Here is a 24,546-nt window from a genome sequence, read left to right as displayed (position 1 = left end):
GGCATACTCTTGGCAGCTTTGATCTCTGTGCTGGCAACCGTTACGCTTTCTCTGCTGATCACGCGAATTGCAAGCGAAGCGCTGGTGCTTACCGGTCTCTCAGCACAGGCTGCACAGTTTCAAGCACGTTCTGCTTTTACCGGAGCAGGATTCACTACTAAAGAGTCAGAACAAGCAACGAACCACCCGGTTCGTCGGCGCATTATCATGTGGCTGATGCTACTAGGGAATGCAGGTATCGTAACCGTTGTTTCTTCCTTAGTACTGACGTTTGTATCATCCACGGGTTCTGGGCAGACATTTTCTCGATTGGGTTTGTTGGCACTAGGCTTCTTTGTTCTATGGGCGATCGCCACTGATAAAGCCTTCGATAAGTTCCTTACTCGCTTTGTACAGCTAGTAGCTCTAAAGCGCTGGACCCGGCTAGATATACGCGACTATGCTAGCTTACTGCGCCTAAGTAAAGACTACACGGTGTCTGAGCTGCAGGTAGAAGAAGGGACTTGGTTAGCAAACAAGCAGTTAAAAGAACTTCAGCTTAAAGCTGAAGGGGTCGTGATTCTAGGTATCCAGCGACAAGATGGAATCTATGTCGGTGCGCCACAGGGTAAAACACTAGTGGTCCCAGGAGATCTACTAACGCTGTACGGACGCAATCGTACGTTAAAAAATCTAGATGCTCGTGCCAGAGGAGTATCAGGCGAGAGATCTCATCAAGAAGCGATCGCCGAACAAAAAGCACTTATTGATCAAGAGACACTAACAGATACCACATCAGGAAGCTGTTCTCAGCCAAATCATTCGTGAGTAGTTCGTAGCCAGACTATGCCACTGATCGATGCCAAGACCTACGAACGTATGATTACCCGTATTGGGCGATCGCGCAATACATAGTTGTGTATCCAGCTCATCAATACCATCAACCTATTGCGAAAGCCCGGTAGATACACACCATGCACCCCAAGCCACATCAGCCAAGGAATAAAACCAGTCAGCAGCACCGGTCCAATCTTCCCTACACCGCTATATCCACCAATAATTGCCAACCTCCCCTTATTGAAATAGCTAAACCCTTTAGGAGATCGGCCCTGTAACTGCCTATGTAAATTCTTTGCTACGGTCACGCCCTGTTGCAATGCCTCTGGTGCAACGCCACTCAATGGCTTCCCATTCTGTTCTACATACGATAGATCGCCAATAGCATACACGTTATCATAGTCACATAGCTGTAGCGTAGAGCGTACCTTCAGCTTCTGTTTGGGCGCTGTTTCACTCCTATCTGCACCTTCAACTACCGCAGCCTCTAGCCCCGCTGCCCAGATTACCGTCTCTGTCATTCTCTCCCATTTAGCATGGGTACTGCCATTTTCAAAGACAACAGAATGATCGCTCACACTGCTAACTTTAGTATCAAACAGAACTTCTACACCCAGCTTAGATAGCTTTCGGCTAGCATATCGGCCCAGTCGAGTAGGCAGGTTTGCTAACAAAGTATCTCCAGACTGTACAAGCACAATCTTCACTTCTCGCCGATTCAATCTGGAATAGTCTCTTCTAAGAGATTGTATTAGCTCCACTAGCGCTCCAGCTACCTCTACACCTGTAGGCCCACCTCCAACAATCACAAATGTCAGCAGCGCTTTCCGGCGCTGGCTATCGGACAGTCGGCTTGCTAGCTCAAAGCACTGAAAAAGATGATTCCGAATTGTAATCGCATCATTGAGACTCATCAGCGGTAGCGTATGAGCGATCGCCCCTTCAACCCCCAAAGACCGTGGACGACTACCTGTTGATAAAACTAGATAGTCATAGTCAATCACCGCATCCTCAGTTTTAACTACCTGATTTTCGAAATCAACCTGTTGAACTTCAGCTTTCAAAAAATTCATCCTGCCGCGCCCTCGCAGGATAGTCCGAATTGGGTAAGCAATCATCTCTGGGGCTATTTGAGCCGTCGCCACCTGGTAAAGTAACGGCACAAAAGTATTGTAGTTATTTCGATCAACTATCAGCACATCAGCGCCGCTTCTCGCTAAAGACTGCGCTGCCTGCATCCCACCAAAACCTGATCCTACAATCATTACCTTAGGGCGCTTTCTTGATGATCGATCTGGTTTAATCAAACTGTTCTTCACGTTGTTCTTTTACTATTCTCTGTTTGTCAGTGCTACATCGGTAGTCATTTATCGATACTGACTTTTCCCGGTCCCGTATATATCAGCAGCAGCAGCCCACCGATAAGACCCACGTTCTTAAGAAAGCTATTGAGCTGGCTAGGGTCTGCTAGAAAGTTATGGAAGACCAGAGAAGCCGGAATTAAAAACAGAATCAATAGCGTTGCACCAATCTGAACCTTGTAGCCAAGAACTAAAAAGATAGCACCAATTAACTGGAAGGCAACTGTACCTACTGCTAAAAGCCCTGCTAAAGGTAGTATTTGGCCGATTGTATTGACGAGCCCAGGAAAATCTAAGAGCTTATTGATACTCGAATTTAGAAAAATTAATGCTAAGCATATTCGGGCAGCTAAAGGTAAGTACTGCATGACAACGTTCCGTTGATGTGAGTTACAAGGACGCGAATAGTGTAGTTTTTTCGCTCAAATCAAAAATTAGCGCAAAATAAGTTTATTGGACGAGCTTTTTACATAGGAAAAGCTCGTCTACATCAGGTGGCTATGCCAAATTAGACAGTGGCTATGCATAATTGGTAGATCAACGTGAACGCACATCCAAGGCGTCCCTTAATCCATCGCCTAGATAATTCACACTCAATACGGTCAGAAAAATTGCTAAGCCCGGCGCAACGACTAAATAGGGAGCGCTAGCCACATAGTTTTGAGCATCGAAAAGCATTCGGCCCCAAGTAGGAACATCAGGAGGGAAGCCAATTCCCAAGAAGCTCAAAGTTGACTCAGTAATGATGGCATTGCCTACGCCCAAGGTTGCTGCAACAATCACAGGACCGACTACGTTCGGTAAGATATGTCGCCACACAATCTCTACAGGATGAGCACCTAGCGATCGCGCTGCCTGTACAAATGCCTGTTCTTTCATCGCTAGAAATCCAGCACGCACTAATCGGGCCGTAGACATCCATGTTAAGCCGCCAATCACTAAGATGATTAAGACGAAGATCCCTGCTTCTGGTCCCACTAGCTGACGCATGGGCTCGCGAAACAAATAGATAATTAGCAGCAGCAGCGGTAGCTGTGGCAAAGATAAAAACAGATCGGTTACTCGCATTAAAACAGTATCAACCAAACCACCACAGAAACCTGCGAGCGTACCGATTAAGGTTCCTAATGAAACGGATACCAGCATCGCTGTGATGCCTACGGCTACGCTTACTCGCCCACCCCAAAGTAATCGGGCTAGCTGGTCTTGTCCCAAATCGTTCGTGCCTAAAGGATACTGCCAGCTAGGTGCGCTAGTCGCTCTAGCAAAATCAATCTCGCTATAAGAAGCTGGATATATCAGCGGACCAATGCTCACCGCTAGGATAAAAGCGAATAGCACCCCACTACCAATAATTGCAGCGCGATCACGCTTGAAGCTTTGCCATGCGCTGACAGCTTTAGTCACGCTTCATCGGACTCCTCAATTCCTAAGACAGGCTGGTAGATCTGCTGATACCAAATAGCCTGACTATTAGCGCTGATGCTGCCTCTAGGGGGAAAGGACGCATATTTCAACCGACTATCGAAGCGAACGTGTAGCCAAGGTACGCCATGACCGTGCGTGTTACACCACACTGATTTTTGCTCAGCGATCGCCTCCGTGCAAAGTTCGCCAACCCGCTGCCAAAGTGCGTGCTGCAATGACGCTTCTGCAGTTCTACAAAAAGCCGCAATATGACCATAATCACCGGTTGGTTTAGGGGTCAATAGCTGAGCGTCGCCTGAGAAGTTTGAAAATAGAGCAGTTTCCTCGTTAGGAGCTAGTGCCTGTAGATAGGGCTGGAAATCTGTTGGATCGGCGGGGCGAAAGGTTGCAGGGAAGGCGATCGCAAAGAAAGGGTGGCTCTGCGCAGTATAAGGATGGATAGGGACAGGCTTCCATTCGAAATCGAAATCGAGTGAACCCCAGCACTGGTTCCACAGCTCCCTAAAGGCAGCTTCTTCAATTAAAGCCTTGGCGATTTGAACCCAGCTAAACGGCAGTCCCTGCCGATCGACAAACGTAATCAAAGCCGCTCTACGCTCTGCAATCTCGGTAATGGTCTGTTTTGTCTCTGCCGCATCAGTCGTCTGCGTAGATATTTGAAGCATAGATGCGCTTTGCCAGTCGTTTACTCTCTAAAAGCTACCTTCTTTTCGCGACTTAGAGTTTGCTCTCTAATGACTTCAGATATTCTGTATTAACGCCAGATTCGCGAATCAGTGCAATTTTCCCAGTTCGAGCAATCTCTTGAACGCCAAAGGGCTTTAGCATTTGTTCGATGGCAACGAGCTTACCCGGATCGCCCACGACCTCTAGTGTTACCGACTCTTTAGAAACGTCGACAACGCGCGCTCTAAATATCTGAGCCAAGCCGACTACTTCTGCTCGGTTTTCGCTATTTGCGTTCACCTTGATCAGCATCAGCTCTCGCTCAACGCTTGGCGTCTCAGTGATATCTTGAACCTTTAGCACATTGATTAGCTTATATAACTGCTTAGCAAGCTGCTCAATCACAAGATCGTCACCAGGGACAACCATCGTGATCCGAGAAATGCCTGCCTCCTCAGCCGGGCCTACCGCTAGGCTCTCGATATTGAAACCGCGCCGGGCAAATAAACCAGCAATACGAGTCAGAACACCTGATTCGTCTTCGACTAGAACAGAAAGCGTGTGCTTCATAGCAAAGGGATAGATGATGAGCGATAAAAAAGTGGACGGTGGATAATAGCGAGTGCAGAACTCGTCTATAACCTGAAGATGGACAGCCTAAGGATTGGCTGACTCAGGAGTAATAGGCGGAAGATCGCTACCAGGAACAGGGGCGGTAGGATCGGGAATGATCTGGATATCGTCGCCAATACCAGGTGTGTTCGGGACAGTCTCAGGTAGCTGATTCGGGTTATTGGTGGGTGTCTGCGGAGTAGGGACGCCTAAAGGATTGTTAGGATCTCTACCCTGGGTTGGATCGAGAGAGGCATCGTTAGGCAGGGTAGCTAGGGCCACGCGATCGCCGCCGACGGAACGTAGCAGATCAAGGACTTTGATCACAGATTCGTAGCGAGCGCTGCTAGAAGCGAATAGAACAATAGTACCCGTAGGAGCGCTTCGCTGATGCTCCAATAGACTGCTGTAGAGATCTTGAAGCTGCACAGGAGTCGCATCAATATAAATCTGTCCAATGCTGTCGATGCTAACGTACAGGCGATCGCTACTGGTGCCCGCAATCGGGACGCTATTATCAACTGAAGGAAGCGTCAAATCGATCACTTGTTGGCGAGTAAGACCCACAGCCGCCAAGACGAAGAAGGTGAGGATGCAGAAAATCACATCAATCATCGGCAGAATATTGATCTGCACATCTGACTCGCGATTGTTAAAGTCGACTTTCATAGGATAGGAAACTTCTAGAAGTTAGAAGTTTTAAACAAGATGGCTGAACTGAGTTCTAATAGACAGTTTTGAACAGTTTTAAAAAGTAGGAGGTGCTGTCTGCGAAGGAGGAGGCTCGGGCAGATCGACGGTAGGAGAGGGCGGTAGACCAGATAGATTCTCGCTCAGCGAACTAGGTCGGCCATCAGTATAGGCCCAAGCTTGTCGATAGAGCAGCTCTAGTTCATTGCCAGATAGCTGAAATACTTTTGCCTGCCCGAAGACAAAGCCTTGAAACAGACGATAGAAAGCCAGGCTAATGATGGCAATGATTAATCCAGCCGCAGTGCTGATTAAGGCTTCACCAATGCCGAGGGCAGTCCCGGCAGTAGCATCTCCGACACCTAGCGCGTTGAGATCGATAGATCCCAAAGAGTTAATCAGACCAACAACGGTGCCCAATAAACCAAGCAACGGGGCGATCGCAATCACAGCCTCAAGGACTTTTTCACCTCGGCGCATACTAGCAAGTTCTTCATTCGCAGAGGTTTCAAGCGCTAGCTTAAACACTTCTGGAGCGGGATCTTTCAGCTTAAGCGCAGCAAACAGAAAGCGGCCCATAGGCAGACGACTAGCCGCCTGGGCAATCTGTGTGGCGTTGGTCCATTCTCGACGGGCCGATTCTAAGACACGGCCCGCCACTTCCCTTTCACGAGTTAGGATTCTAGACCAAAACCAGATGCGCTCCATAATGGTGCCAAGGGCCAAAATAGATAAAAAGAGCAGGGGCCACATGGCAATCCCACCCTGTCTAAATAATTCCGAGAATTCCACGCTCGCCTCCTAACCACTCCACTTGCTTTAGCGCAGTGCTCTTATCACTACCCTACAGTTTTCTTGCTGCTCAGCCATATTTTCTGACCTAGTGTAGTCCATCGCGGTGCTTGGTTCACTGCGGCTAAGGCAGCATATCCAAAATTTCGTTAGCAGCTCGATCACACACACCAGGTTTGCCCATCGCTTGCTTCATCTGTGCGTAGCCCTCGATCATTTGCATTCGCTTGTGGTTGTCTACCAGAAGCGCTAAGGCTGCTTCACCAACAGCCTTTGGCGTAGCTGACCACTGCAAAAACTCGGGTACAATCGACTGATTTTCCATCAGATTGACAGGTGAAACGTAGTCTCCAGTGAAGCGAACAATATACTTAGCAACTATCGCCGTCAGATTGCTAAGGCGATACATAACCACTTGAGGGACATTTAGCAGCGCAACTTCTAAGTTGGCAGTGCCTGATTTGTTAATAACCACGTCCGCTGCAGCGATCGCCCGCTGACCATCAGCTTTATCAACCAAACGCGCGTTTAAATCGAAGCCCTTAGCCGCAAGTGCTATCTCATCTCTAAAATCCGGCAGCGATATCGGGATTAAAAAACTCACACTCGGCTGCTGGCTCTGTATAAGCGCCGCCGCTTCAAACATAACCGGCATAATATAGCGTAGCTCCTGCTGACGAGAAGCTGGTAGCAGCGTCACTATCTGAGCATCTTCGCCAATCCCTAAGGCTATGCGAGCTTCGGCCTTTGTAATGGGATCTGCCAAAATATCAACTAGCGGGTGACCAACCCACTCTACATTTGCGCCGGCTTGCTGATAGTAAGTAGCTTCTTCGGGAAAAATTGCAAGCAGCTTATCACAGACATTGACAATTGCTTGAGTGCTAGGGGTAGAAAAAACCCACTCTTGCGGTGCGATATAGTAAACCATCGACACATCGGGCAGCTGCTTTCGAACAAACTTGCCCACCGCTAAGTTTGGACCCTTGTAGTCTAACAGCACCATCAAATCAGGTGGATGCTGTAAGAGGTATTGTTCTACCTGCTTTTGCAAGCCGCGTCCCTGTAGGTAGTAAGGCAGTGCTTCTAAAAGACCAATGGCGCTAAGTTTTAATGTATTAATTAAGATAGTGGTCCCAGCAGCCTCCATCTGGTGTCCGCCTACCCCAGTAATCTCAATATGGATTCCCCGCTTTTTGGCCTGCCGATGCAGCGCTTTGACTAACAAGCCACCTTGCAAGTCACCTGAGACTTCTCCGGTATGAATAAATATCTTCTTAGGCGCTTGCAAACTGCTGACTATCAATGCTCACAATTCCAATAGTTAATTCTAATAGTTAATGTTTTCGTCCGGGGACAGGGCCACGCCTACCTTCACCGTGGGCCGAGGCTTGCAAAAACTCGTATAGGTGCCGAACGCGCTCGTTATCACAAAGGGTTTCTAACTTGCTGATAGCTTCTTCAAGAGTCAGCCCCGAACGATACAAAATACGGAAAGCCTGCGTCAGTCCTTTATATATTTGTCCATCGTTCTCATCAGCAATACCGGAGCGTCGAAGTAAAACTTGATTGAGCCCACGTACTCGCGAAGGGTTGCCTTCGACCATCGTATAAGGCGGTACATCCCTTTCTATCCGGCTCATGCCCCCAATCATGGCATAGCGACCGATATGGACAAACTGATGAACGCCCACAAGCCCACTAATGCGAGCATGAGATTCTATTTTGACATGACCCGCTAAGGCCACCGAGTTTGCAATGATGACATGATCGCCTAGCTCGCAGTTATGGGCGACATGGGCATAGGCCATAACTAGATTGTGATTACCCAGCCGCGTCACTTCCCCAAGACGTGTAGGGCGATTGATAGTGACACATTCGCGAATGGCGTTGTCATCACCAATATCTACTAGGCTGACGGAACCATCATATTTTAGATCTTGGGGCTCTAGGCCGATGGCCGCATGTGGGAAAATGCGATTGCGATCGCCTATTTTGGTATAGCCTTCAATCACGGCATGAGCGCCGATCACCGTCTGAGCGCCGACTGAGACTTTTTCTCCGATGACAGCGTAGGGACCAACGCTGACACTGGCATGAATTTGAGCATCAGGATGGATAACCGCCGTCGGATGAATCAAAGTAGCCATCTAAAGCCATGCCTCCAGCAAAGCCGCCAAACGAGTAGAGCACATAGGAAAATCCAAAATCTAAACTCAGTCAAGGATCGAGAACATCAGTGTGCCTTCACAAGCAAGCTGCCCATCCACTTTGGCTACTGACTTCATTTTGCCAAATCGCTTCGCCTTTAGCGCCAGCAAAGTAGTGGTGATGATCAGCTGGTCACCTGGCACCACCGGACGACGGAACTTGACTTTGTCAATACCCGCAAAAACACAAAGGCGGTCGTCTACACCAGGCATCTGGCTAAGGACAATACCGCCTACTTGAGCCATAGCTTCAACAATGAGCACACCCGGCATTAGCGGTCTGTTAGGAAAGTGTCCTTGAAAGTGAGGTTCATTGAAGGTGACGTTCTTCAGGCCAACTGCACTTTCGCCTGGCGTGTAATCGATGATGCGATCAATCAGGGCAAATGGGTAGCGGTGAGGTAATAGCTGCTGAATTTCTTCAAGCGTGAAGGTCTTTTTTTCGCTGCTGGCGGTACTATTCTCCTTGCTGGGATTGTTTTGCGAGTCGTTATGGCGACTACTAGCAGCAGCCGGCGGGGTTGCTGAGGTGGAAGCAGGGGCACTAGTTGGCATAAGGCATCAAATCGTAAGACAAAAGCTAAAAGCATAGCGAAGCTTGTTAAAGCCCTCAACGATTCTGCCACTAGACGGAGCCAAGCGCTACAACAAGTAGCTAGTCTCTAGTTGCCTAGCGAGTTCTACATGCAGACTATGACTTGCTTTATAGGCCACATAGTGAGCCGTCGGAATATCTCCTAGCAGGGCTAAATCTCCTATCAGATCTAATAACTTATGACGAGCCGGTTCGTTTTCAAACCGTAGCGGCGGATTTAACCAACCCTTCTCACCACAGACTAAGGCGTTATCTAGAGTTCCGCCTTTTATCAGACCTTGCTGTCGTAAGTATTCGATCTGGTGGGCTAGGCCAAAGGTGCGAGCAGGGGCAATATCACTGGCAAAACCTCCAGCAGCCTTGCTCCAGCTATGCCACTGGTTGCCAATCGCGGCAAGCTCAAAGTCTATACCGTAGGTGAAACGTAGCTCATGGCTAGGAAAGGCAGCAACCCAAGCATCTTCCGATTGAACAAAGATAGGTTGGCTAAGCGGCGATCGCACCTGTCGCTGAGCAGATTGAGCTTGGATAGGGATAGCGGCGATCGCCTCAACCCAGTTCTTGGCAGAGCCGTCTAGCAAGGGCAGCTCCGGTCCATCTATCTCTATGCGAACGTTGTCAATATCTAGTGCAGCTAACGTCGACAGCAAATGTTCAACTGTCCGTACGGTGCTGCTATTGACCCCTAGCTCTGTAGAAAGTTGGGTCTGTATCACGTTACCAACCGTGGCAGCAACCGGAAGATCCTCTGCGATATCAGTCCTGACAAAATATCGGCCAGCGTTCGGCTCTGCTGGTGATAGCTTGACTGTGGTTTGTTGACCTAGATGCAAGCCTACCCCTTCGATAGAAACAGACGAACTCAATGTTTGCTGCTTTGAGTCTTGGTCTGCTTCTATGCGAGCTGCTAGACTTTGCGCCACTAAGTTCTGGGAGATCACTTTGTTCTGAGAGATTACTTTGTCCTGAGATACTTTCTGAGCGTTTGTATTAGGCATGGGCACGGGGGTACGAGACGCTAAGACCTGATCATCTACATAGCTCAATATTAAAAGCGTTCTCCAAAACCGAAGTGAAAGCGACTATCACCCTCACTGCCTATCCCATAATCCAACCGTAAAGCCCCTAAAGGCGTTTGCACTCGAACCCCCGCGCCATATCCAAAGCCGCTTCCAGGCTTTCCTCTGACAGCAGCCGGATCGTTTGCACCTCTTCCTGACCCTAAATCTGTTCCATAGTCTGCAAACAATGCACCATTCAAAAATTGAGTAAATAGTGGAAAACGGTATTCTACTGTTCCTAATAGGAATGCTTCTCCAGAGCCAACACCGCCTTCTTCAAATCCCCGAACCGAGTTGCCGCCACCAAGTGGAAACTCTTCATATGGCGGCAAGTCTCCTACGGCTAAGCCACCTTGAACATTGAAAGCTATGGTTTCACGGCCACTATCACCACCTAGCAGTCTGAGCGGAACGTACTGACTGTAGCTGCCCCTAATTTTATTAAAGAAGACGTTACCGCTGCCAATAGGTATGGATTGTTCAGTTCCGACTCTGAAAAGATTGCCGCTAGTAGGCAAACCAGGATCGTTACGACGATCTAAAACAGCTCCAAACTGCAGCGTAAATAGGTCATCCCTACCAGTTCCGCTCTCAGTAAGTTCGTTTCCTAGTTCGTCCTGATCAAAAACATCACCGTCGCTATCTAGTATCGCCACCCGCTCATACTGTCCTCCTAAAGACAGCGATAGTCCGTTGTCCAAAGGGCGACTAAAGCTAATCCCTGTACCCAGTCGGTTGAGTCGGGGCGTGTCTCCATTAGGCAGATCAACATCGATTGGGCCGTTATCAAAAATTAGTGAAGTGGCGCGGCGGTTGAATAGACTGACTGTGTAGGAGGTTCTAAAAGGATCGCCCGCAATCCAAGGATCGGTAAAGCTCACATCGAAGAGAAAGTCGCCGCGAGTGGTTAATCGGCCTTCGGTCCGCAGCTTTTGGTTATTACCGCCGAGGTTATCTTCGTTGTAGCTAAGCTGACCGAACAGATCGCCACGCAAATTGAAGCCTAATGAAGCACCAATTGAGCCGGTATCCCGCTCAGCGACGTTGACGACAACTTTGACTTTTCGAGGATCTTCGTCGCCTGGATCTAGAGATAGACGAATATCTTCGAAAATGCCCAGCCCAAACACCTGCGCAATATCCTGCTGAATAGCATCCTCTTGAAAAACATCGCCAGGCTCTGATTCAAATTCACGGGTGATAATAAAAGCTCTGGTCTTACCATCGACAGGGTTACCTTCTTCGTCTGTAGTCTCACCATCGGAAGTGAGATAGCGAACGGCAATCTCTTCGATTTCGCCCTCGGCGACGATCAAGGTAACCACGCCCTGGTCAGAAATCTGAGGTGAGGCAGTCACTTGAGCGAGAACATAACCATTGTCTTGATACCAATCATTCAGATCAAGAATACTATTCTGCAAATCCCTGAGGTTCAATATTTGACCATACTGGTCACTAAAAATGTCATCGATCGTCTCATCTGGTAGCACGATACGATTGCGTACATTAACCTGACTTAAGACGGGGTTTGGTTCTACGGCAAACGTAACCCTTACACCTAGAGGCGTATCCTCTGGCTCAGCTTGCACATTTGAAAAGAAGCCTGTAGAGAAGACGCTATTGATATCTTCTTGAAGCTGGCTGCGAGTGGTTGTCCGACCAGGCACCGTTTCAACCGCACTGTATACTGCGTCAATTAACTCGGCGTTTAGGGGGCGCTGTGGATTGGAAGAAACGACATCTACTTCGGCGACGAGAACACGCGTTTCCTCCTGAACAGTTTCTTCTGGTTCTGCTGCTGGCGTTTCTTCCGGTTCTTCTGCTGGCGTTTCTTCCGGTATTTCTTCTGAAACAGGTTCTTCTGATTCTTCTGGTTCTGCTGCTGGCGCTTCTTCCGAAACGCCTTGTAGTAGATCTTCTAATGAGGGGGGTGACGGTTCGTCTGGCTCAGGATCTGACTCTATCGATGGGTCCTCGGTAGCCTCTTCAATTGCCTCGTCAACGGTTTCTTCGATAGGTTCTTCATCAGCGTTGTCTATATCAATATCTTCTATCTCGGCGCCATCTTCATCAAAGATGATTATAGGCTCAGCTGGCGTAGGCTCATCTGCATCTGGTAGAGCATCATTAATAGGATCTGGCGATTCAAGTTGCTTGAGAGCCGGCTGGGGGTCTGCCGTTGTAGAAGCGCTAGATATAGCAGCAGGTGTAATCGCTAAAAGCTTAGAGTCCGAGGGCTGAAGAACACCATCTAGTAGATGAGCATGTAAGGTCTTCGCAGGCGTGGTTGAGGTTTCTGACAAGGGGGGTTGAGCGATCTCGTTTTCAATACCCTGGGTAGAAGCCTCGGCACGACCTGGAAGGCCCAAAATCGCTACCAGGCTAAAACAGGCCAAAAGAGTTGGGGAGACGCGCATAACCAGTGAATTCCAATGTAGATGTTCATTCCTCACACCCTGGCGACAAACAATGTATCGACAGGCTCAGGGTTGTTTTTCCCTGATTAATCAATGTCCGACGATATTACACTGCCGTCAAGTATAGGAATTTATTCCGCTGTGACAGAAGTGGAGGTGGAAAGAAGAAAGTAACAAACTAGAAGCAGTTGACGATGCCTATAGCTCCTTCGCTTATGTTCGGAGTACACGTTAGGAATGATAAAAGGCGATGTATTTGTTCCCTTCATCAGTCACTATGTATCGCTTTCTCTAGAATTCTCTCTAGCACTGCCTGGTAGCCTTCGGCGACGCCACCAAGATCTTGACGAAAGCGATCTTTGTCCATAACTCGCTTACGCTGATCGGATTCGGCTTTGTCCCATAGACGACAGGTATCTGGACTAATCTCATCGGCTAGCAGTAGAGTGCCGTTAGCATCAACGCCAAACTCAAGCTTAAAATCAACTAAAGTGATACCACAAGCGTCAAAAAATTCAGTAAGAACAGCGTTGACGGTTTGTGCTTTGTCTACTAGCTGATCAAGCTGAGCCGGTGAGGTGATATGCATAGCGGCAATGCGATCGCGTGTCAGCAAAGGATCCCCTAGGTCGTCATTTTTGTAGTAAAACTCAACTAAAAAGGGGGATAGCCGAGTACCTAGCGCTATCCCGGTTTGTCTGCAAAGACTGCCTGCCGCGATATTCCGAACGACAACCTCTAGCGGCACGATGTCTACGCGTTTAACTTCAAGCTCGCGATCGCTAGTCTGCCTGATCAGATGAGTGGCTATGCCTTGCTTTTCTAGCAGTGTATATAGATAAGTGGTTACTTTACAATTAACGACTCCCTTATTAGTAATTTGCCCTTTCTTCTGAGCGTTAAAAGCGGTGGCATCATCTTTGAAGTAGGTGATTAACACCTCTGGATCGGCGGTGGCATAGATGATCTTGGCTTTGCCTTCATATAGCTTTTGGTTGTCTAAAGAGGTATCGATCATGGATTAGTTAAGACATGCGAAAGCAACCTGCCCATTATTACGGTAAAAACTGACAAAACCTCAGTTTTCGTAACATCATTTGCGAATCTACAACGCTTGATCTAAAGATTGGGGTGGATAGCTGACCAGGATTTCTCTAAAACTAGTCTTCTTCAGAACCTAAGTGTTTGTAAAAGGTGTGGACGCACAAATGAATAGGCTAATAACGCTTAGAAGTATGGCTGAGTAGCTGGTTTCAATAATGGTAACGACGAATTGTTTTATTACTTGACTTATGACCTTGACTTCTCGGTATTGGCAGATGGTGACGCTCACTAGCGCTGGCCAGCGGAAAATTAAGGCCATGCCCTCGGCCAAACGCTGGTGCCAAACTTATTTAGAAAAAGCTTTGAAGGGAACCAGTGACAGCAATGACGCTGGCGATCGCGCGAGTAGTCACCTTCTAGTAAATGATCACTTAGGTGATGATCGCGTAAGTAATGATCGCACAGTACAAACCTACCTGTGGCAGCGATGGCAAGCAAGAGACGAAAGCGCCCCTCTAGCCTTGCTATGCTTGCGCTGTTGGCTTTCTCATCAAATTGTGGCGACCTGTTCCCAGCTTGCCAGTCAATTTGGAAGACACTACGGCTTTGTAACTGACGATCTGCTGCCGCTAGTGCTTGATGATGACGGTCGCCTATCGCTGGTCTATCAGCCCTTATCGGTCAAGATTTTAGAGCGCTATGATCCTAGCCAGGCAGCCTTGAGCACCTGGACAAGCCGGATGACAAAGGCGCATCCTGAAATTAATCGGTTTTGCCTAGACAGAGGACTGTATCGAATCAGCGATTGGGCCTTGCTAAATGATACCTCTGTGGGCCGCCTATCTAGGGCACTCCCGGGGCTCAGTCCAGCGGCCCTCAAGCAAAAGGTAGCCCTACTGACGGCCTACCATCAGGTGTATCGCCGCGATCGCATCATTCAACGCCAGCAGTCCGGGCGAGCCAGCCGCTGCCTAGAGCCTACTGACGCACAGCTGCTAGAGATACGGCCTAACAGTCCGCCTGCCTTAGTCTTGCAGCAACTGTGCGAACTGGCCGAGCAGCTCAGAGAACACCGAATTGCCATGCGCCGGGGAATGCCAATAACCCAATCGCTGGATGCAACGATTGATAATCAGCCCTATCTACAGCCAGCTTCTGCGTCACAGACAGAAGGAGAAGCCGAATCAAAAACAGTACAAGATGAGTTTGTGCAGCGCTATCGTAGCCATTTTCTTGAGAGTTTAGACGAGGCGATTACAGCGGTAGCAAAAAGCTATGCCTCAGGCTACGAAAAACGTCAGCGATCTAAAGGGCGACTATTTCTATCAGCACTAAATTTGTTCCACTGTGAAGGACTTTCTATGGGAGTGATCGCCCAGAAAATCGGCCTCTCATCTCAAGTACAAGTGACTCGGCTGCTGAAGCTTAAGCGATTTAGAACAGAAGTCTGTGCCCACTGGTTCAATCGGCTTAAGCAACAAATCAAAGCAGAAGCTCTTCAGTTCATCGCTCCAGAAAGACTATCTACCATCACCGAACAGCTAGAGACGATTTTGTCAGAAGAAACATCCTCGGTCATGACCGAGGCTGCCGCTGAAGCTCAAATCTCAAAAAACAGAGCGATAAAAAGCACGTTCGCTCGGCAGCTATGTGCTAGGCTGCCGACTATTTTCTCCACGATAGAAGCTTCACCGTAAGTGAGAGCTGAAAGTTTTGCTGGCTACTAGCTTTCTCACATTACTATCATCCATTTTCTAGTATTGTTCTGTTTCCATTATTTTCACTGATCGTTAAACGTTTGCCAAGGCTCTTCTCCAAAAAGGCCCTTAATAGATATGACAGATGCATTCCTTAATTCGGGCGATTGTTTTGATGACATGATGCCTTTAAACACTAATACCGTAGAACTTTTAGATACTTCAATTGCCTTAGCTAATCAACTCGCACAAACCGTAACTGGGCAAAGTACACAACCTAGAACAGAATGGGATGCAACATTAAAAGCACTGGCGATCGCAGGGTTTGAGCAGTGGTTAAAAGAAGGAGCGACCTCTCTAGCCATTACCCACCCTCCAATTAATACAACATCTACGGAACCAGAAGTTGACCTCTCAGCAGACCTAGTTGTCGGTAGCTACCGACTCTGCATACTGGCTATGGGTAGCCTTAGCGATGATCAAGTTGAGATCTTCTTAGCCGAAGCAGATACAGCTAGAGCAGATACTGTGATAGATGCGATCGCTCACCTATACGTAATGGTTGAAGTCCAAGAAGAAATCAATCAGGTCTGTATATTAGCTGGCTTGAGGCGCGAGCAGCTTTTGCAAAGAATTGATATCCAGAGGCTGCAGCAGGCCCATATCAGTGCAGAACCGTTGGTAGTTCCTATCTCATACTTCGATGTAGAACCCGAACAAATTCTGTTGTATCTAAGCTGCTTAGAACCTGTTGAAGTAACAGCTGAAGAAGCGATTAGAGTAGCAGAACAAGTAAACCCGATTGGTGAAACGCTTAGGCGACCAGGGGCCATAATCACTGACAATCTGATCAACACGGGCGCTTGGCTACAAGGTCAGCTAGATGCCGCAACAGAACTGCTTCAGTGGACACTTCTGCCTCCTTTATCTGCTGCAATGAGACCTGTTAGAGAGTCTGTCGATACCGTTTTACAGACACTCGCTACTCAAGGTATTCGCTTGCCAGAAGCGGCCAGAGGTGTTTGTGGTCCAATATCGGTGGGCGCATGCATTTGTCAACTATATGCCTGGGTATGGCCAGTAGAGACAGCAGATGAGCTAGAATGGATGCTGTTCTTGCTGCTAGGGCCTCAGATAGGCGAGACGCTGCCAATGGGCATTCAACTACAAGTAAGCGATCGCACAGACGTACTTGTTCGAGAAGTGCTCGCTCAATCTTCAAGCGAGGCTTATCTCTACACACAGGTACAAGGAAGTCAGCAAGAACAGTTTAAAGTGAGTGTAACTTTGCCAGATGGCCTGGAAATTACACTGCCTGTTTTTGGGTTTGAAACAGTTGCCTAGCCATTAACAAGACGTGACGCCTACAGCAGATCTAGATATCAAGGAACAAAATATTTAGGTACAAAGATAGATCCTGAAAAGACTAAAAGATGCTGCTCTTAATGGAGCTGTCTTACTGGTGTAGCGGTTTTGATTTAGCAGTGCTATAAAGATCTGCATCCCTATTTATCGCTTAGGTCACTTTGCTATTCGATCACGTTGCTAAGACCCGCTCATCGGCTAAAAGCTGCAGATAGCAACAGCCAAGATCACTTGCAATCCCTGGATACTTCTAGGTATCGCGATATTTTTCTAGACTAAATTTTCTTAGTAAATCATCAGTGTTCTCTTTCAAACGATATGACTACTCAACAGTTGCAATTACCGGGTACAGCGAATCATTTGGGAGCTACCTGGGATGGCAGCGGTACAAACTTTGCCCTTTTTTCCGAGAACGCCACCGCAGTAGAACTGTGCTTTTTTGATGAAAAAGGAGAGGAAAGTCGTTACAAACTTGCTGAGGTCTACAACTTTGTCTGGCACGGATACTTTCCAGGGATTAGGCCTGGTCAGCGTTATGGTTACAGGGTTCACGGTCCTTTTGATCCCGAACATGGTCATCGGTTTAATCCCAACAAGCTGCTAATTGATCCTTATGCGCTAGCAATCGATGGCAATGTCACACCAGGACAATCTATCTTTGGCTATGAGTGGGGCGATAGTGATGAGGATCTTAGCTGCAATTCAATAGATAGTGCCGAAGCCGTACCCAAATGTGTCGTGGTTGATACTAGTTTTGACTGGGAAGGAGATACCCATCCGAAGACGCCCTGGAACCAAACCATCATCTACGAAGTGCATGTAAAGGGATTTACTCAACGGCATCCCAAAGTCCCCAAAGCGCTTAGAGGAACTTATGCAGGGTTAGGTCATCCTGCAGCGATCAAGCATCTCAAATCTATCGGCATCACCGCGGTAGAATTGATGCCTATCCATCATTTTCACGCTACCCCTGGCTATCTCGTTAGTAAAGGACTTAGCAACTACTGGGGATATGACTCGTTAAACTACTTTGCCCCACATCCCAACTACAGTGCCTCTGGCATGGGCGGAGAACAGGTAAACGAATTCAAAGCGATGGTGCGTTCCCTACATGCGGCTGGGATTGAAGTGATCCTAGATGTGGTCTATAACCACACAGGTGAAGGCAACCACATGGGACCTACCCTGAGCTTTCGAGGAATTGACAATGCTGCCTACTACCGCCTAGTAGAAGGCAATGAGCGCTACTACATGGATTTCACGGGCTGTGGTAATTCCTTGAGAATGAGCCATCCCCAGGTTTTGAAGCTGATTATGGACAGTCTGCGCTATTGGGTGCAAGAGATGCATGTTGACGGCTTTCGGTTTGATTTAGCCTCTGCATTGGCACGCGAGCTGTTTGAGGTAGGAACGCTAGCAACCTTTTTTGACATCATTCACCAAGACCCAGTGCTCTCTAGGGTGAAGCTAATCGCTGAGCCGTGGGATGTGGGTGATGGAGGCTATCAGGTAGGTAAGTTTCCGCTACTGTGGTCAGAGTGGAACGGTAAGTATCGCGATACCGTACGCGACTTCTGGCGGGGCGAAGATAGCGCATTAGGCGAATTTGCCGCGCGGCTAACGGGTAGCTCTGATCTCTACGAGCATACAGGGCGTCGGCCTCATGCCAGTATCAACTTTATTACAGCGCATGATGGCTTCACGCTACGTGATCTGGTGAGCTACAACGAAAAGCACAACGAAGCGAACGGTGAGGACAATCGTGACGGAGAAGATCACAACCGTTCTTGGAACTGCGGCGCCGAAGGAACAACAAATGAGCCTGAAATTCAAAGTCTACGATTACAGCAACAGCGAAACTTTTTGGCGACGCTAATGCTCTCTCAAGGCGTACCCATGCTGCTAGCTGGGGATGAGATGGGGCGATCGCAGCGTGGCAATAACAACACCTACTGTCACGATAACGAACTCTCTTGGCTAAACTGGGAGCTAGAGAAAGACGAAAAAGAGCTTTTACGCTATACCCAAAAGCTCATCAAGCTTGTAAAAGATCACCCTATCTTCCGTCGCCGGGAATGGTTCTATGGTCGACAGATTCATGGCTCTGGTATTCGTGATATTGGTTGGTTCAATGTAGATGGCATTGCCATGAGCGACGAATGGACCGCGGGATATGTTAGAACCCTTACTGTCTTCTTGAATGGTGAGGAGATTGCCACGCCCGATCATCGCGGTGAGCAGGTGATAGACGATAGCTTTTTGCTAATGTTTAATGCCCACTATGAAACACTAGAATTTTCCATTCCAGAAAGGCTGCGCGATCCAGAAAATGCCGATTGGGCCAGCCGCAAATGGAGGCTGCTAATTGATACTAAATCAGAAGGCTTTGTGAAACGCAGGAAAACCTACAAGAAAAGTGACAAAATTCCAGTAGCGGCTCGCAGTGCGATCATCCTACTAAGCCGCCTAGATCGTACGATATAGTGCGTACATAAGTCCGTCTATTCCTTTTCTTTGCTTTTCCAATATCGATAAGCACTATAGGCCATCGTCATCACACCAGCAGTCAAAGCGCTCTCATCAACCTCAAATTGGGAGTGATGAAGCGGATGGTTGATGTCCCGATCTGGGAAGCCAACACCAAGACGAAACATAGTACCCGGCACCATATCAGTAAAATTAGCAAAATCTTCTGCGCCCATAGAGGCATCCGGTATCCACTGAATGCGATCACCCCCGAGTGCTTCAGTCGCACAGGCCGCAATTAGATTCGTGAGGTCTATGTCATTAAGCACGGAGGTGCAACCGCGGGTATATTTTACAGTGCAGGTAGCGCCGTGAAGAGAACAGATCGCTTTAGCGATGTTAGTAATCCAGCCAGGGAGTAAGGCATGAGTATCAGCGTGAAGCGATCGCACGGTTCCAGTCAATCGTACCTGGTCGGCAATGACATTAGGAGCGCGACCGCCGGAAATTTGGCCGATAGTAATGACGGCAGGATGAAGTGGATTGATAGTGCGGCTAATCGACTGCTGAAGCTGAGTGATAACCTGGGCTGCAATCCAGATAGCATCAACGGCCTCATGGGGACGGGCACCGTGACCAGATTCACCCTTGATGATAATTTCAAGATCGTCAGCGGCGGCAGTGAGCGCGCCCTGGCGAAGCCCAATATTGCCTGCGGGAATACTAGGAAAAGTATGGAGACCCAGAATAGCAGCAACATCTTTCATCACTCCATCTGCGATCATCCATTTTGCGCCCTGAGCAGTTTCTTCAGCGGGTTGAAATAGGAAGCGGGTGGTGCTAAGGAACGGGCGATCGCCAGCATCGGTCAGCTCAGAGAGCAGCATAGCCGTTCCGAGGCCAACGGTAGTGTGAACATCGTGTCCGCAAGCGTGCATGATGCCGGGACTTTTGGAAATAAAGGAAATATCTGCCTTTTCCAGGATAGGCAGTGCGTCCATATCAGCGCGAATGGCAAGAACATTGTCATCTGGAGCGGTTTTACCCTTTAACTCAGCAACTACGCCCGTTTTTCCTACCATTTCCTGGACATGATAGCCGTAGGAGGAGAGGACGCCAGAGACGTAGGCGGCCGTTTTGTATTCTTGGCCACTAAGCTCGGGGTGAGCATGAATATGACGGCGAATCTCGACAAGACGAGGGGTAAGTTTGTGGGCAAGCTTTTGGATGGTGGGGAGCATGTAGAGGGGTTTAGGGAGAAAGGAAGTAGCTAAAGGGCAACAGGCAGCACAGGGCCGTATATCTGCCGAATCTGCTATATACATAAGGATATGAGAAAAGCCTAACGCAGAGCGCCTCCAAGGAGAGAAAAACTGGCTACAAAAGATGTCCTATTCTAAAGGTTTTTAGGGGAAGTTGTTAGCGAAAGATATCCATTGAAGAATAGAAAAGTTGATACACCATTTTATATAAATTTCAACAATCACACGCCGACAGCCTAAAGAACAGCCTCGACGAAATTGTCAGCTCTGGGTAGCCAGATTACGTCGAATCGCTATCAATGAGATTGCTCTTAGCTCTATCTCTGTTTAAGCAGCCTGGAATAGGGTTTTCAATTCCCAATACCTTTCATAGATCGCTTTCTAAACTTGCCAAAACAGACGAAGTCTTCGTAGCGGTACAGCATGGAACGACTGACAGTTGGGGGCCAAATCATGAGCGGCGAACGGAAGTCGAGCGGGAACTTACTTCCCAAGCTAGCAGAAGGTTTCGCCCCATTTTGTATACTTAGTTCTGACAGCTTCCTCTAGTTCACTTTGTCAAAATAAAATGGTCCTGCGACCATATATAACTACACGACGGAGCGTTTTCTATATGTCTAACTGGAAAACTCTAGTCTTCATGCTTCGGAATTCTAGCTCTCTTTGATTGTGTCTGAATAAAACGTGGGATAGGTAGCAACGTCATGCCAAGTCCAAAGGCTGTGTAGCTTCCAGCCCGTTGAGCGGCACTGTTTCTTATTCGGCTATGTTGCCGTATCCAATTGAAATAGCTGACGATTAAGCGGGCGGTGGTCTCGGTCTGTTCCTATCGCTTTCCGAGTTTGTTCTGTTGTCTATGCCAACGTCCGGTTTGTTGTCGAATAATGCCGTTGGTCCGTTCTAAACGTTGGGTATTTTCTTGCTGATAAGATGGCCTACCTCAGGCGCTAAGCCCCTCTCATAGCCACCCTAATCATCTGTACACCAAACTTACAATCTGTTTTACCTTCTGTGCTCGCCACCAATTCTGTCAGAAACTCATCCGTGTGTTTCCCGACCCGAAGACTGAGAATTAATCTACTCTCATCGGCAGGACTCACCCCTAACCAGCAGTCGAGCCTTCGGGAGCGCAGCCGGTGCGCTTTTTTCACAAATAACCACATTTCATCAACTGTGATTTGGCTGCACTCCACATCCTGAACTGCTTCGTCGTGTACGAGTTGGGCTTTGTAACTTACGGTGCGAACGATATCGACAACCGTGCCGTAGGCTCGTTTCCCGATGCGGCTGATACCTTGTAAGCTGCTGCCTTCGACACCATTCATTACGTATCACACACTTCTCTAGTTCACAACTCTCTCTTTATCTTGGGTTTAGAAACTATAACTGAAGCCTATTCCGGTCGGATTTCGCACCACTAAGTTAGTGAAAAGGTGTTAATATTCGAATGTTGTTTATGATGTTCAATATTTTAGAAAAATTTCTGAAAGGGCGACACAACGTCTAGAAAGCAGAGAGGACAGCGTCCATAGCCTTAAGATCCTTTAAATGATAGGGCAGTTTATTGCGGTCGAGCACTAACAACTCGAAGACTTGTTGCTGGCAACGAGGCCAAAAAGGAACCCATCGATGAGCCGCTAGCCCGATGTAAAAAGCACTGTGTCTTTTGTTGGGTTGGTCGTAGCGCTCAGGTCTTGCGATGTACTTTTGTAGCGCCTTTTGCTTGAGGGTTTGACCTTGGCTAGTGGCGCAGGTGTAGGCAATGGCAACGAGTAGAACAATTGACAGAAACCGCTTATCCTGTGCGCGACAACGCTCTAGCGAGTAGCCGCCGAGCTTAAAATCGCGGAACATTTCTTCAATATCGAAGCGCTTCTGGTAGGCCCAAATAGCCACATCGAGTGTATCGAGACTGGTCAGGATAAACCAGGGTTCTGCGGGCGCGAAACTTTGATAGCGCCGTTTCCACTTGCCAACGAGATGAGCCGCACCGAAGCCCTTACTTTTGGTCAAGGTGAGAGCGTTGTAAAAGCCTTGCGTACCCGGTCGCAGCCCTAGAGTCGTAAGTTTTTGCCAGTCTGTCTCGCCTGCCTTCATCCAAGTGGATTGCTTTTGCCGTAAACAGAAGTAATGACCTTTTTCACCCAGCCATCTGGCCAGGTCAACCGAGCAAAACTCACGGTCACCCAGCACGACAATTTTATTCGCCGAGAGCATCGGCAGCGCTTTGGTCAGCAGCTGTGTTTGTTCCACGTAGTCAGAGTTTCCTAAATTCTCCATCAACCGCCAGGAGAGGGGAATGGCCTGATTGGCTGACAAAAGATGCAATAGCCAGGTTGAATCGCTTGTTATACAGGGACTTTAGAGCCGCAAAGGTTGCGAGGGGGAGCCAGCGTTCTAAGATTTAGATGCAACTCAAAACCAAAGGAACGCTGTGAAAAAAACTCCCGCCCTTACGATGCCTTGAAAGACTGGTTGGGTCAAGACTGCCCTTGGGTCCATCTAGGCCATCTGACAACCTGCTGTTGGATGGTGTTTGCCCTAATCCAAACCGGCAGCGTTAGCCTGAGTAAATGGGCAACCTATTTGCCCTGTCGCGGTTTCTATGCCCAAAGTAAACAAAGACGGGTGCGGCGCTGGCTGGGCAATAGCCGCATCAACATTCACCGATTGTATAAACCGCTGATTCAAGCAGCCTTATCGACTTGGGAAGCGGAAAGTCTTTATCTTTGTTTAGATACATCATTGTTTTGGAAGCAGTACTGCTTAATCCGGCTAGCCGTGGTGTATAGAGGCCGCTCTATTCCTCTGGCTTGGCGAGTTCTAGAACACAACAGTGCCTCTGTTGCGTTTGAAGCATATGAAGAACTACTCAAGCAGTCCGCTCAATACCTGCCTTCAAAAGCAACCGTAATTCTGTTGGCTGACCGCGGCTTTGTACATACCCGTGCAATGAAGCTTATGCAACAACTCGGCTGGCATTACCGAATCCGCATCAAAAGTGACACCTGGCTTTGGCGACCGGGTTCCGGTTGGTGTCAACCCAAATCATTCCACTTAGAGCGGGGCAAAGCACTTGGTTTTCACCACATCAGATTGCATCGTCAGGAAAAATACGGCCCAGTGCATGTCATCATCGGGCGCAACAACATCAATGGTGAGTTTTGGGCGGTGGTCAGTGACCAGCCAACTAGCCCGCAAACCTTTGTAGAATATGGACTGCGCTTTGATATTGAAGAAGGATTTTTAGACGACCAGTCCAGTGGCTGGAATCTACAACGCTCTGAGATTCGCTGCGTCATTGACCTCTCTCGGCTATGGTTCGTACTCGCAGTGGCCACCCTCTACGTTACTGCTCAAGGGGTAGACGTGGTGCAATCAGGTCGTAGACGGTGGATTGATACCCATTGGGCTAGGGGCAACAGCTATTTCCGCATCGGATTGGAGTGAGCTAAGGCGGCTCTGCTCAACGGTTGGAAGTTGATTAAACAGGTTTGTTTGACCTCTCACATTGACCTTGAACCCGCCATGGCTTCTAGGAAAGAACACAATAGAAAGGCCGGTCGCCTTAATTTCATGGTGACCACTGTCAAGTTTCTCCCTGACTAAACTTTTGTCAGCCAATCAGGGGGAATGGCTCGCCCTTTCCAGATGACGCTCACCATCAGCAGGTTCACCTCGCGCCAGGTCGTCCGGTCGATGGCAACATAAACTGTGGTCTCCTGGCTGCCTACCTGTTCAGCGAGAAACACCGATAGCACGCCTTGCCATAGATGGTTCAGACTGAAGGCACCGAGTGTGAGGAACCGTTGGACTTTTTTCGCCGTGACTCGAATAAGATAGGCAATGGTAGCGCTTCGGCAAGGCTCTCCAATCGCATATCTCGGCAGGTTTGAACGACGGTGACCAGTAGCGATAGCAACAAATAGGCACGAGCGCTCAGATGAGTCTTGAGGGGCACTTGATAGTCTTGAGATATCATGAAGTCGATAGGGTGTGTTCGCAAAACCAGCCTATCTTTTCTTCTCTTCATACGACCAACTACACGCTACGTCAGCGGTTGG

22 protein-coding genes and 1 pseudogene are annotated in these 24,546 nt (G+C 48.4%); 5 read left to right on the top strand and 18 right to left on the bottom strand.

The window, feature by feature from the left end; translation table 11 throughout:
* Positions 1–9 precede the first annotated feature (9 nt).
* Complete coding sequence (locus S7335_RS14625) at positions 10–807, top strand: TrkA C-terminal domain-containing protein (protein ID WP_006457538.1); 798 nt, start codon at positions 10–12, stop codon at positions 805–807.
* 41 nt (positions 808–848) lie between these two features.
* Here the strand turns inward: S7335_RS14625 and S7335_RS14620 are convergent, their stop codons facing one another.
* From S7335_RS14620 to purC, 13 genes and pseudogenes are all read right to left on the bottom strand, one after another.
* Positions 849–2,081 carry an NAD(P)/FAD-dependent oxidoreductase gene (locus S7335_RS14620; protein ID WP_006453375.1) on the bottom strand — a complete coding sequence of 411 codons (1,233 nt, stop codon included), beginning with the start codon at positions 2,079–2,081 and terminating at the stop codon, positions 849–851.
* Positions 2,082–2,179: 98 nt separating this feature from the next.
* Positions 2,180–2,560 (bottom strand): annotated as a pseudogene (locus S7335_RS14615) (DoxX family protein); the annotation flags it as partial.
* A gap of 154 nt (positions 2,561–2,714) precedes the next feature.
* Positions 2,715–3,584, bottom strand: a complete 870-nt coding sequence (locus S7335_RS14610) for an ABC transporter permease (RefSeq protein WP_006456900.1) — start codon at positions 3,582–3,584, stop codon at positions 2,715–2,717.
* Complete coding sequence (locus S7335_RS14605) at positions 3,581–4,270, bottom strand: hypothetical protein (RefSeq protein ID WP_006456401.1); 690 nt, start codon at positions 4,268–4,270, stop codon at positions 3,581–3,583. The genes S7335_RS14610 and S7335_RS14605 overlap by 4 nt, the downstream gene beginning before the upstream one ends.
* 52 nt (positions 4,271–4,322) lie before the next feature.
* Entirely contained in the window at positions 4,323–4,841 is a 519-nt protein-coding gene (gene ilvN / locus S7335_RS14600; RefSeq protein ID WP_006453777.1) for an acetolactate synthase small subunit, read from the bottom strand.
* Positions 4,842–4,928: 87 nt separating this feature from the next.
* Positions 4,929–5,552 (bottom strand): biopolymer transporter ExbD, encoded by a 624-nt coding sequence (locus S7335_RS14595; protein WP_006454680.1) that lies wholly within the window; start codon positions 5,550–5,552, stop codon positions 4,929–4,931.
* Between the two features lie 78 nt (positions 5,553–5,630).
* Entirely contained in the window at positions 5,631–6,326 is a 696-nt protein-coding gene (locus S7335_RS14590; protein ID WP_050765899.1) for a MotA/TolQ/ExbB proton channel family protein, read from the bottom strand.
* Between the two features lie 163 nt (positions 6,327–6,489).
* Positions 6,490–7,671 carry a lipid-A-disaccharide synthase gene (gene lpxB / locus S7335_RS14585; RefSeq protein WP_006456022.1) on the bottom strand — a complete coding sequence of 394 codons (1,182 nt, stop codon included), beginning with the start codon at positions 7,669–7,671 and terminating at the stop codon, positions 6,490–6,492.
* 31 nt (positions 7,672–7,702) lie between these two features.
* A complete protein-coding gene (gene lpxA / locus S7335_RS14580; protein ID WP_006453414.1) occupies positions 7,703–8,515 on the bottom strand; it encodes an acyl-ACP--UDP-N-acetylglucosamine O-acyltransferase in 813 nt (270 codons plus the stop codon).
* Between the two features lie 66 nt (positions 8,516–8,581).
* Positions 8,582–9,130 carry a 3-hydroxyacyl-ACP dehydratase FabZ gene (fabZ, locus tag S7335_RS14575; RefSeq protein ID WP_006456684.1) on the bottom strand — a complete coding sequence of 183 codons (549 nt, stop codon included), beginning with the start codon at positions 9,128–9,130 and terminating at the stop codon, positions 8,582–8,584.
* A gap of 87 nt (positions 9,131–9,217) precedes the next feature.
* Positions 9,218–10,168: a UDP-3-O-acyl-N-acetylglucosamine deacetylase gene (gene lpxC, locus S7335_RS14570; protein WP_083785140.1), complete on the bottom strand. Its 951-nt coding sequence runs from the start codon at positions 10,166–10,168 to the stop codon at positions 9,218–9,220.
* A 50-nt stretch (positions 10,169–10,218) separates the two neighbouring features.
* Complete coding sequence (locus S7335_RS14565; protein WP_006457646.1) at positions 10,219–12,648, bottom strand: BamA/TamA family outer membrane protein; 2,430 nt, start codon at positions 12,646–12,648, stop codon at positions 10,219–10,221.
* Positions 12,649–12,916: 268 nt separating this feature from the next.
* Positions 12,917–13,666 (bottom strand): phosphoribosylaminoimidazolesuccinocarboxamide synthase, encoded by a 750-nt coding sequence (purC, locus tag S7335_RS14560; protein WP_006456576.1) that lies wholly within the window; start codon positions 13,664–13,666, stop codon positions 12,917–12,919.
* Between the two features lie 274 nt (positions 13,667–13,940).
* On the opposite strand from purC, the gene S7335_RS14555 reads away from it, so the two are divergent.
* From S7335_RS14555 to glgX, 3 genes are all read left to right on the top strand, one after another.
* Entirely contained in the window at positions 13,941–15,389 is a 1,449-nt protein-coding gene (locus S7335_RS14555; RefSeq protein WP_006454640.1) for a hypothetical protein, read from the top strand.
* Positions 15,390–15,527: 138 nt separating this feature from the next.
* Entirely contained in the window at positions 15,528–16,733 is a 1,206-nt protein-coding gene (locus S7335_RS14550) for a DUF1822 family protein (protein ID WP_038016282.1), read from the top strand.
* A gap of 339 nt (positions 16,734–17,072) precedes the next feature.
* The gene (gene glgX / locus S7335_RS14545; RefSeq protein ID WP_006457524.1) at positions 17,073–19,238 is read left to right on the top strand and encodes a glycogen debranching protein GlgX; all 2,166 of its coding nucleotides are present in this window, start codon (positions 17,073–17,075) and stop codon (positions 19,236–19,238) included.
* A 17-nt stretch (positions 19,239–19,255) separates the two neighbouring features.
* Here the strand turns inward: glgX and S7335_RS14540 are convergent, their stop codons facing one another.
* From S7335_RS14540 to S7335_RS14530, 3 genes are all read right to left on the bottom strand, one after another.
* On the bottom strand, positions 19,256–20,461 hold the full coding sequence (locus S7335_RS14540) for a M20 family metallopeptidase (RefSeq protein ID WP_006457269.1): 1,206 nt from the start codon (positions 20,459–20,461) through the stop codon (positions 19,256–19,258).
* A 968-nt stretch (positions 20,462–21,429) separates the two neighbouring features.
* Positions 21,430–21,807, bottom strand: coding sequence for a hypothetical protein (locus S7335_RS27340; RefSeq protein WP_050765898.1), 378 nt, complete (start codon positions 21,805–21,807; stop codon positions 21,430–21,432).
* A gap of 178 nt (positions 21,808–21,985) precedes the next feature.
* Entirely contained in the window at positions 21,986–22,801 is an 816-nt protein-coding gene (locus S7335_RS14530; RefSeq protein WP_006454004.1) for an IS4 family transposase, read from the bottom strand.
* Positions 22,802–22,945: 144 nt separating this feature from the next.
* On the opposite strand from S7335_RS14530, the gene S7335_RS14525 reads away from it, so the two are divergent.
* Positions 22,946–23,932: a transposase gene (locus S7335_RS14525; RefSeq protein ID WP_227500003.1), complete on the top strand. Its 987-nt coding sequence runs from the start codon at positions 22,946–22,948 to the stop codon at positions 23,930–23,932.
* Positions 23,933–24,087: 155 nt separating this feature from the next.
* On the opposite strand, the gene S7335_RS27835 is transcribed toward S7335_RS14525, so the two are convergent.
* Positions 24,088–24,243 (bottom strand): hypothetical protein, encoded by a 156-nt coding sequence (locus S7335_RS27835; protein WP_157620255.1) that lies wholly within the window; start codon positions 24,241–24,243, stop codon positions 24,088–24,090.
* 17 nt (positions 24,244–24,260) lie between these two features.
* Entirely contained in the window at positions 24,261–24,464 is a 204-nt protein-coding gene (locus S7335_RS26875; protein WP_006454425.1) for a hypothetical protein, read from the bottom strand.
* Positions 24,465–24,546: the final 82 nt, after the last annotated feature.

Source organism: Synechococcus sp. PCC 7335 (genome assembly GCF_000155595.1).
GTDB lineage: Bacteria > Cyanobacteriota > Cyanobacteriia > Phormidesmidales > Phormidesmidaceae > Phormidesmis.
This window is presented reverse-complemented; position numbering and strand designations above follow the sequence as displayed.

Coding starts and splice junctions, on each gene's coding strand:
- S7335_RS14620 (WP_006453375.1), bottom strand. CDS start 2,081: ATGATTGTAGGATCAGGTTTTGGTGGGATGCAGGCAGCGCAGTCTTTA.
- S7335_RS14605 (WP_006456401.1), bottom strand. CDS start 4,270: ATGCTTCAAATATCTACGCAGACGACTGATGCGGCAGAGACAAAACAG.
- ilvN (WP_006453777.1), bottom strand. CDS start 4,841: ATGAAGCACACGCTTTCTGTTCTAGTCGAAGACGAATCAGGTGTTCTG.
- S7335_RS14595 (WP_006454680.1), bottom strand. CDS start 5,552: ATGAAAGTCGACTTTAACAATCGCGAGTCAGATGTGCAGATCAATATT.
- S7335_RS14590 (WP_050765899.1), bottom strand. CDS start 6,326: ATGTGGCCCCTGCTCTTTTTATCTATTTTGGCCCTTGGCACCATTATG.
- lpxA (WP_006453414.1), bottom strand. CDS start 8,515: ATGGCTACTTTGATTCATCCGACGGCGGTTATCCATCCTGATGCTCAA.
- fabZ (WP_006456684.1), bottom strand. CDS start 9,130: ATGCCAACTAGTGCCCCTGCTTCCACCTCAGCAACCCCGCCGGCTGCT.
- lpxC (WP_083785140.1), bottom strand. CDS start 10,168: ATGCCTAATACAAACGCTCAGAAAGTATCTCAGGACAAAGTAATCTCT.
- S7335_RS14565 (WP_006457646.1), bottom strand. CDS start 12,648: ATGCGCGTCTCCCCAACTCTTTTGGCCTGTTTTAGCCTGGTAGCGATT.
- purC (WP_006456576.1), bottom strand. CDS start 13,666: ATGATCGATACCTCTTTAGACAACCAAAAGCTATATGAAGGCAAAGCC.
- S7335_RS14555 (WP_006454640.1), top strand. CDS start 13,941: ATGACCTTGACTTCTCGGTATTGGCAGATGGTGACGCTCACTAGCGCT.
- S7335_RS14550 (WP_038016282.1), top strand. CDS start 15,528: ATGACAGATGCATTCCTTAATTCGGGCGATTGTTTTGATGACATGATG.
- glgX (WP_006457524.1), top strand. CDS start 17,073: ATGACTACTCAACAGTTGCAATTACCGGGTACAGCGAATCATTTGGGA.
- S7335_RS14540 (WP_006457269.1), bottom strand. CDS start 20,461: ATGCTCCCCACCATCCAAAAGCTTGCCCACAAACTTACCCCTCGTCTT.
- S7335_RS27340 (WP_050765898.1), bottom strand. CDS start 21,807: ATGAATGGTGTCGAAGGCAGCAGCTTACAAGGTATCAGCCGCATCGGG.
- S7335_RS26875 (WP_006454425.1), bottom strand. CDS start 24,464: ATGATATCTCAAGACTATCAAGTGCCCCTCAAGACTCATCTGAGCGCT.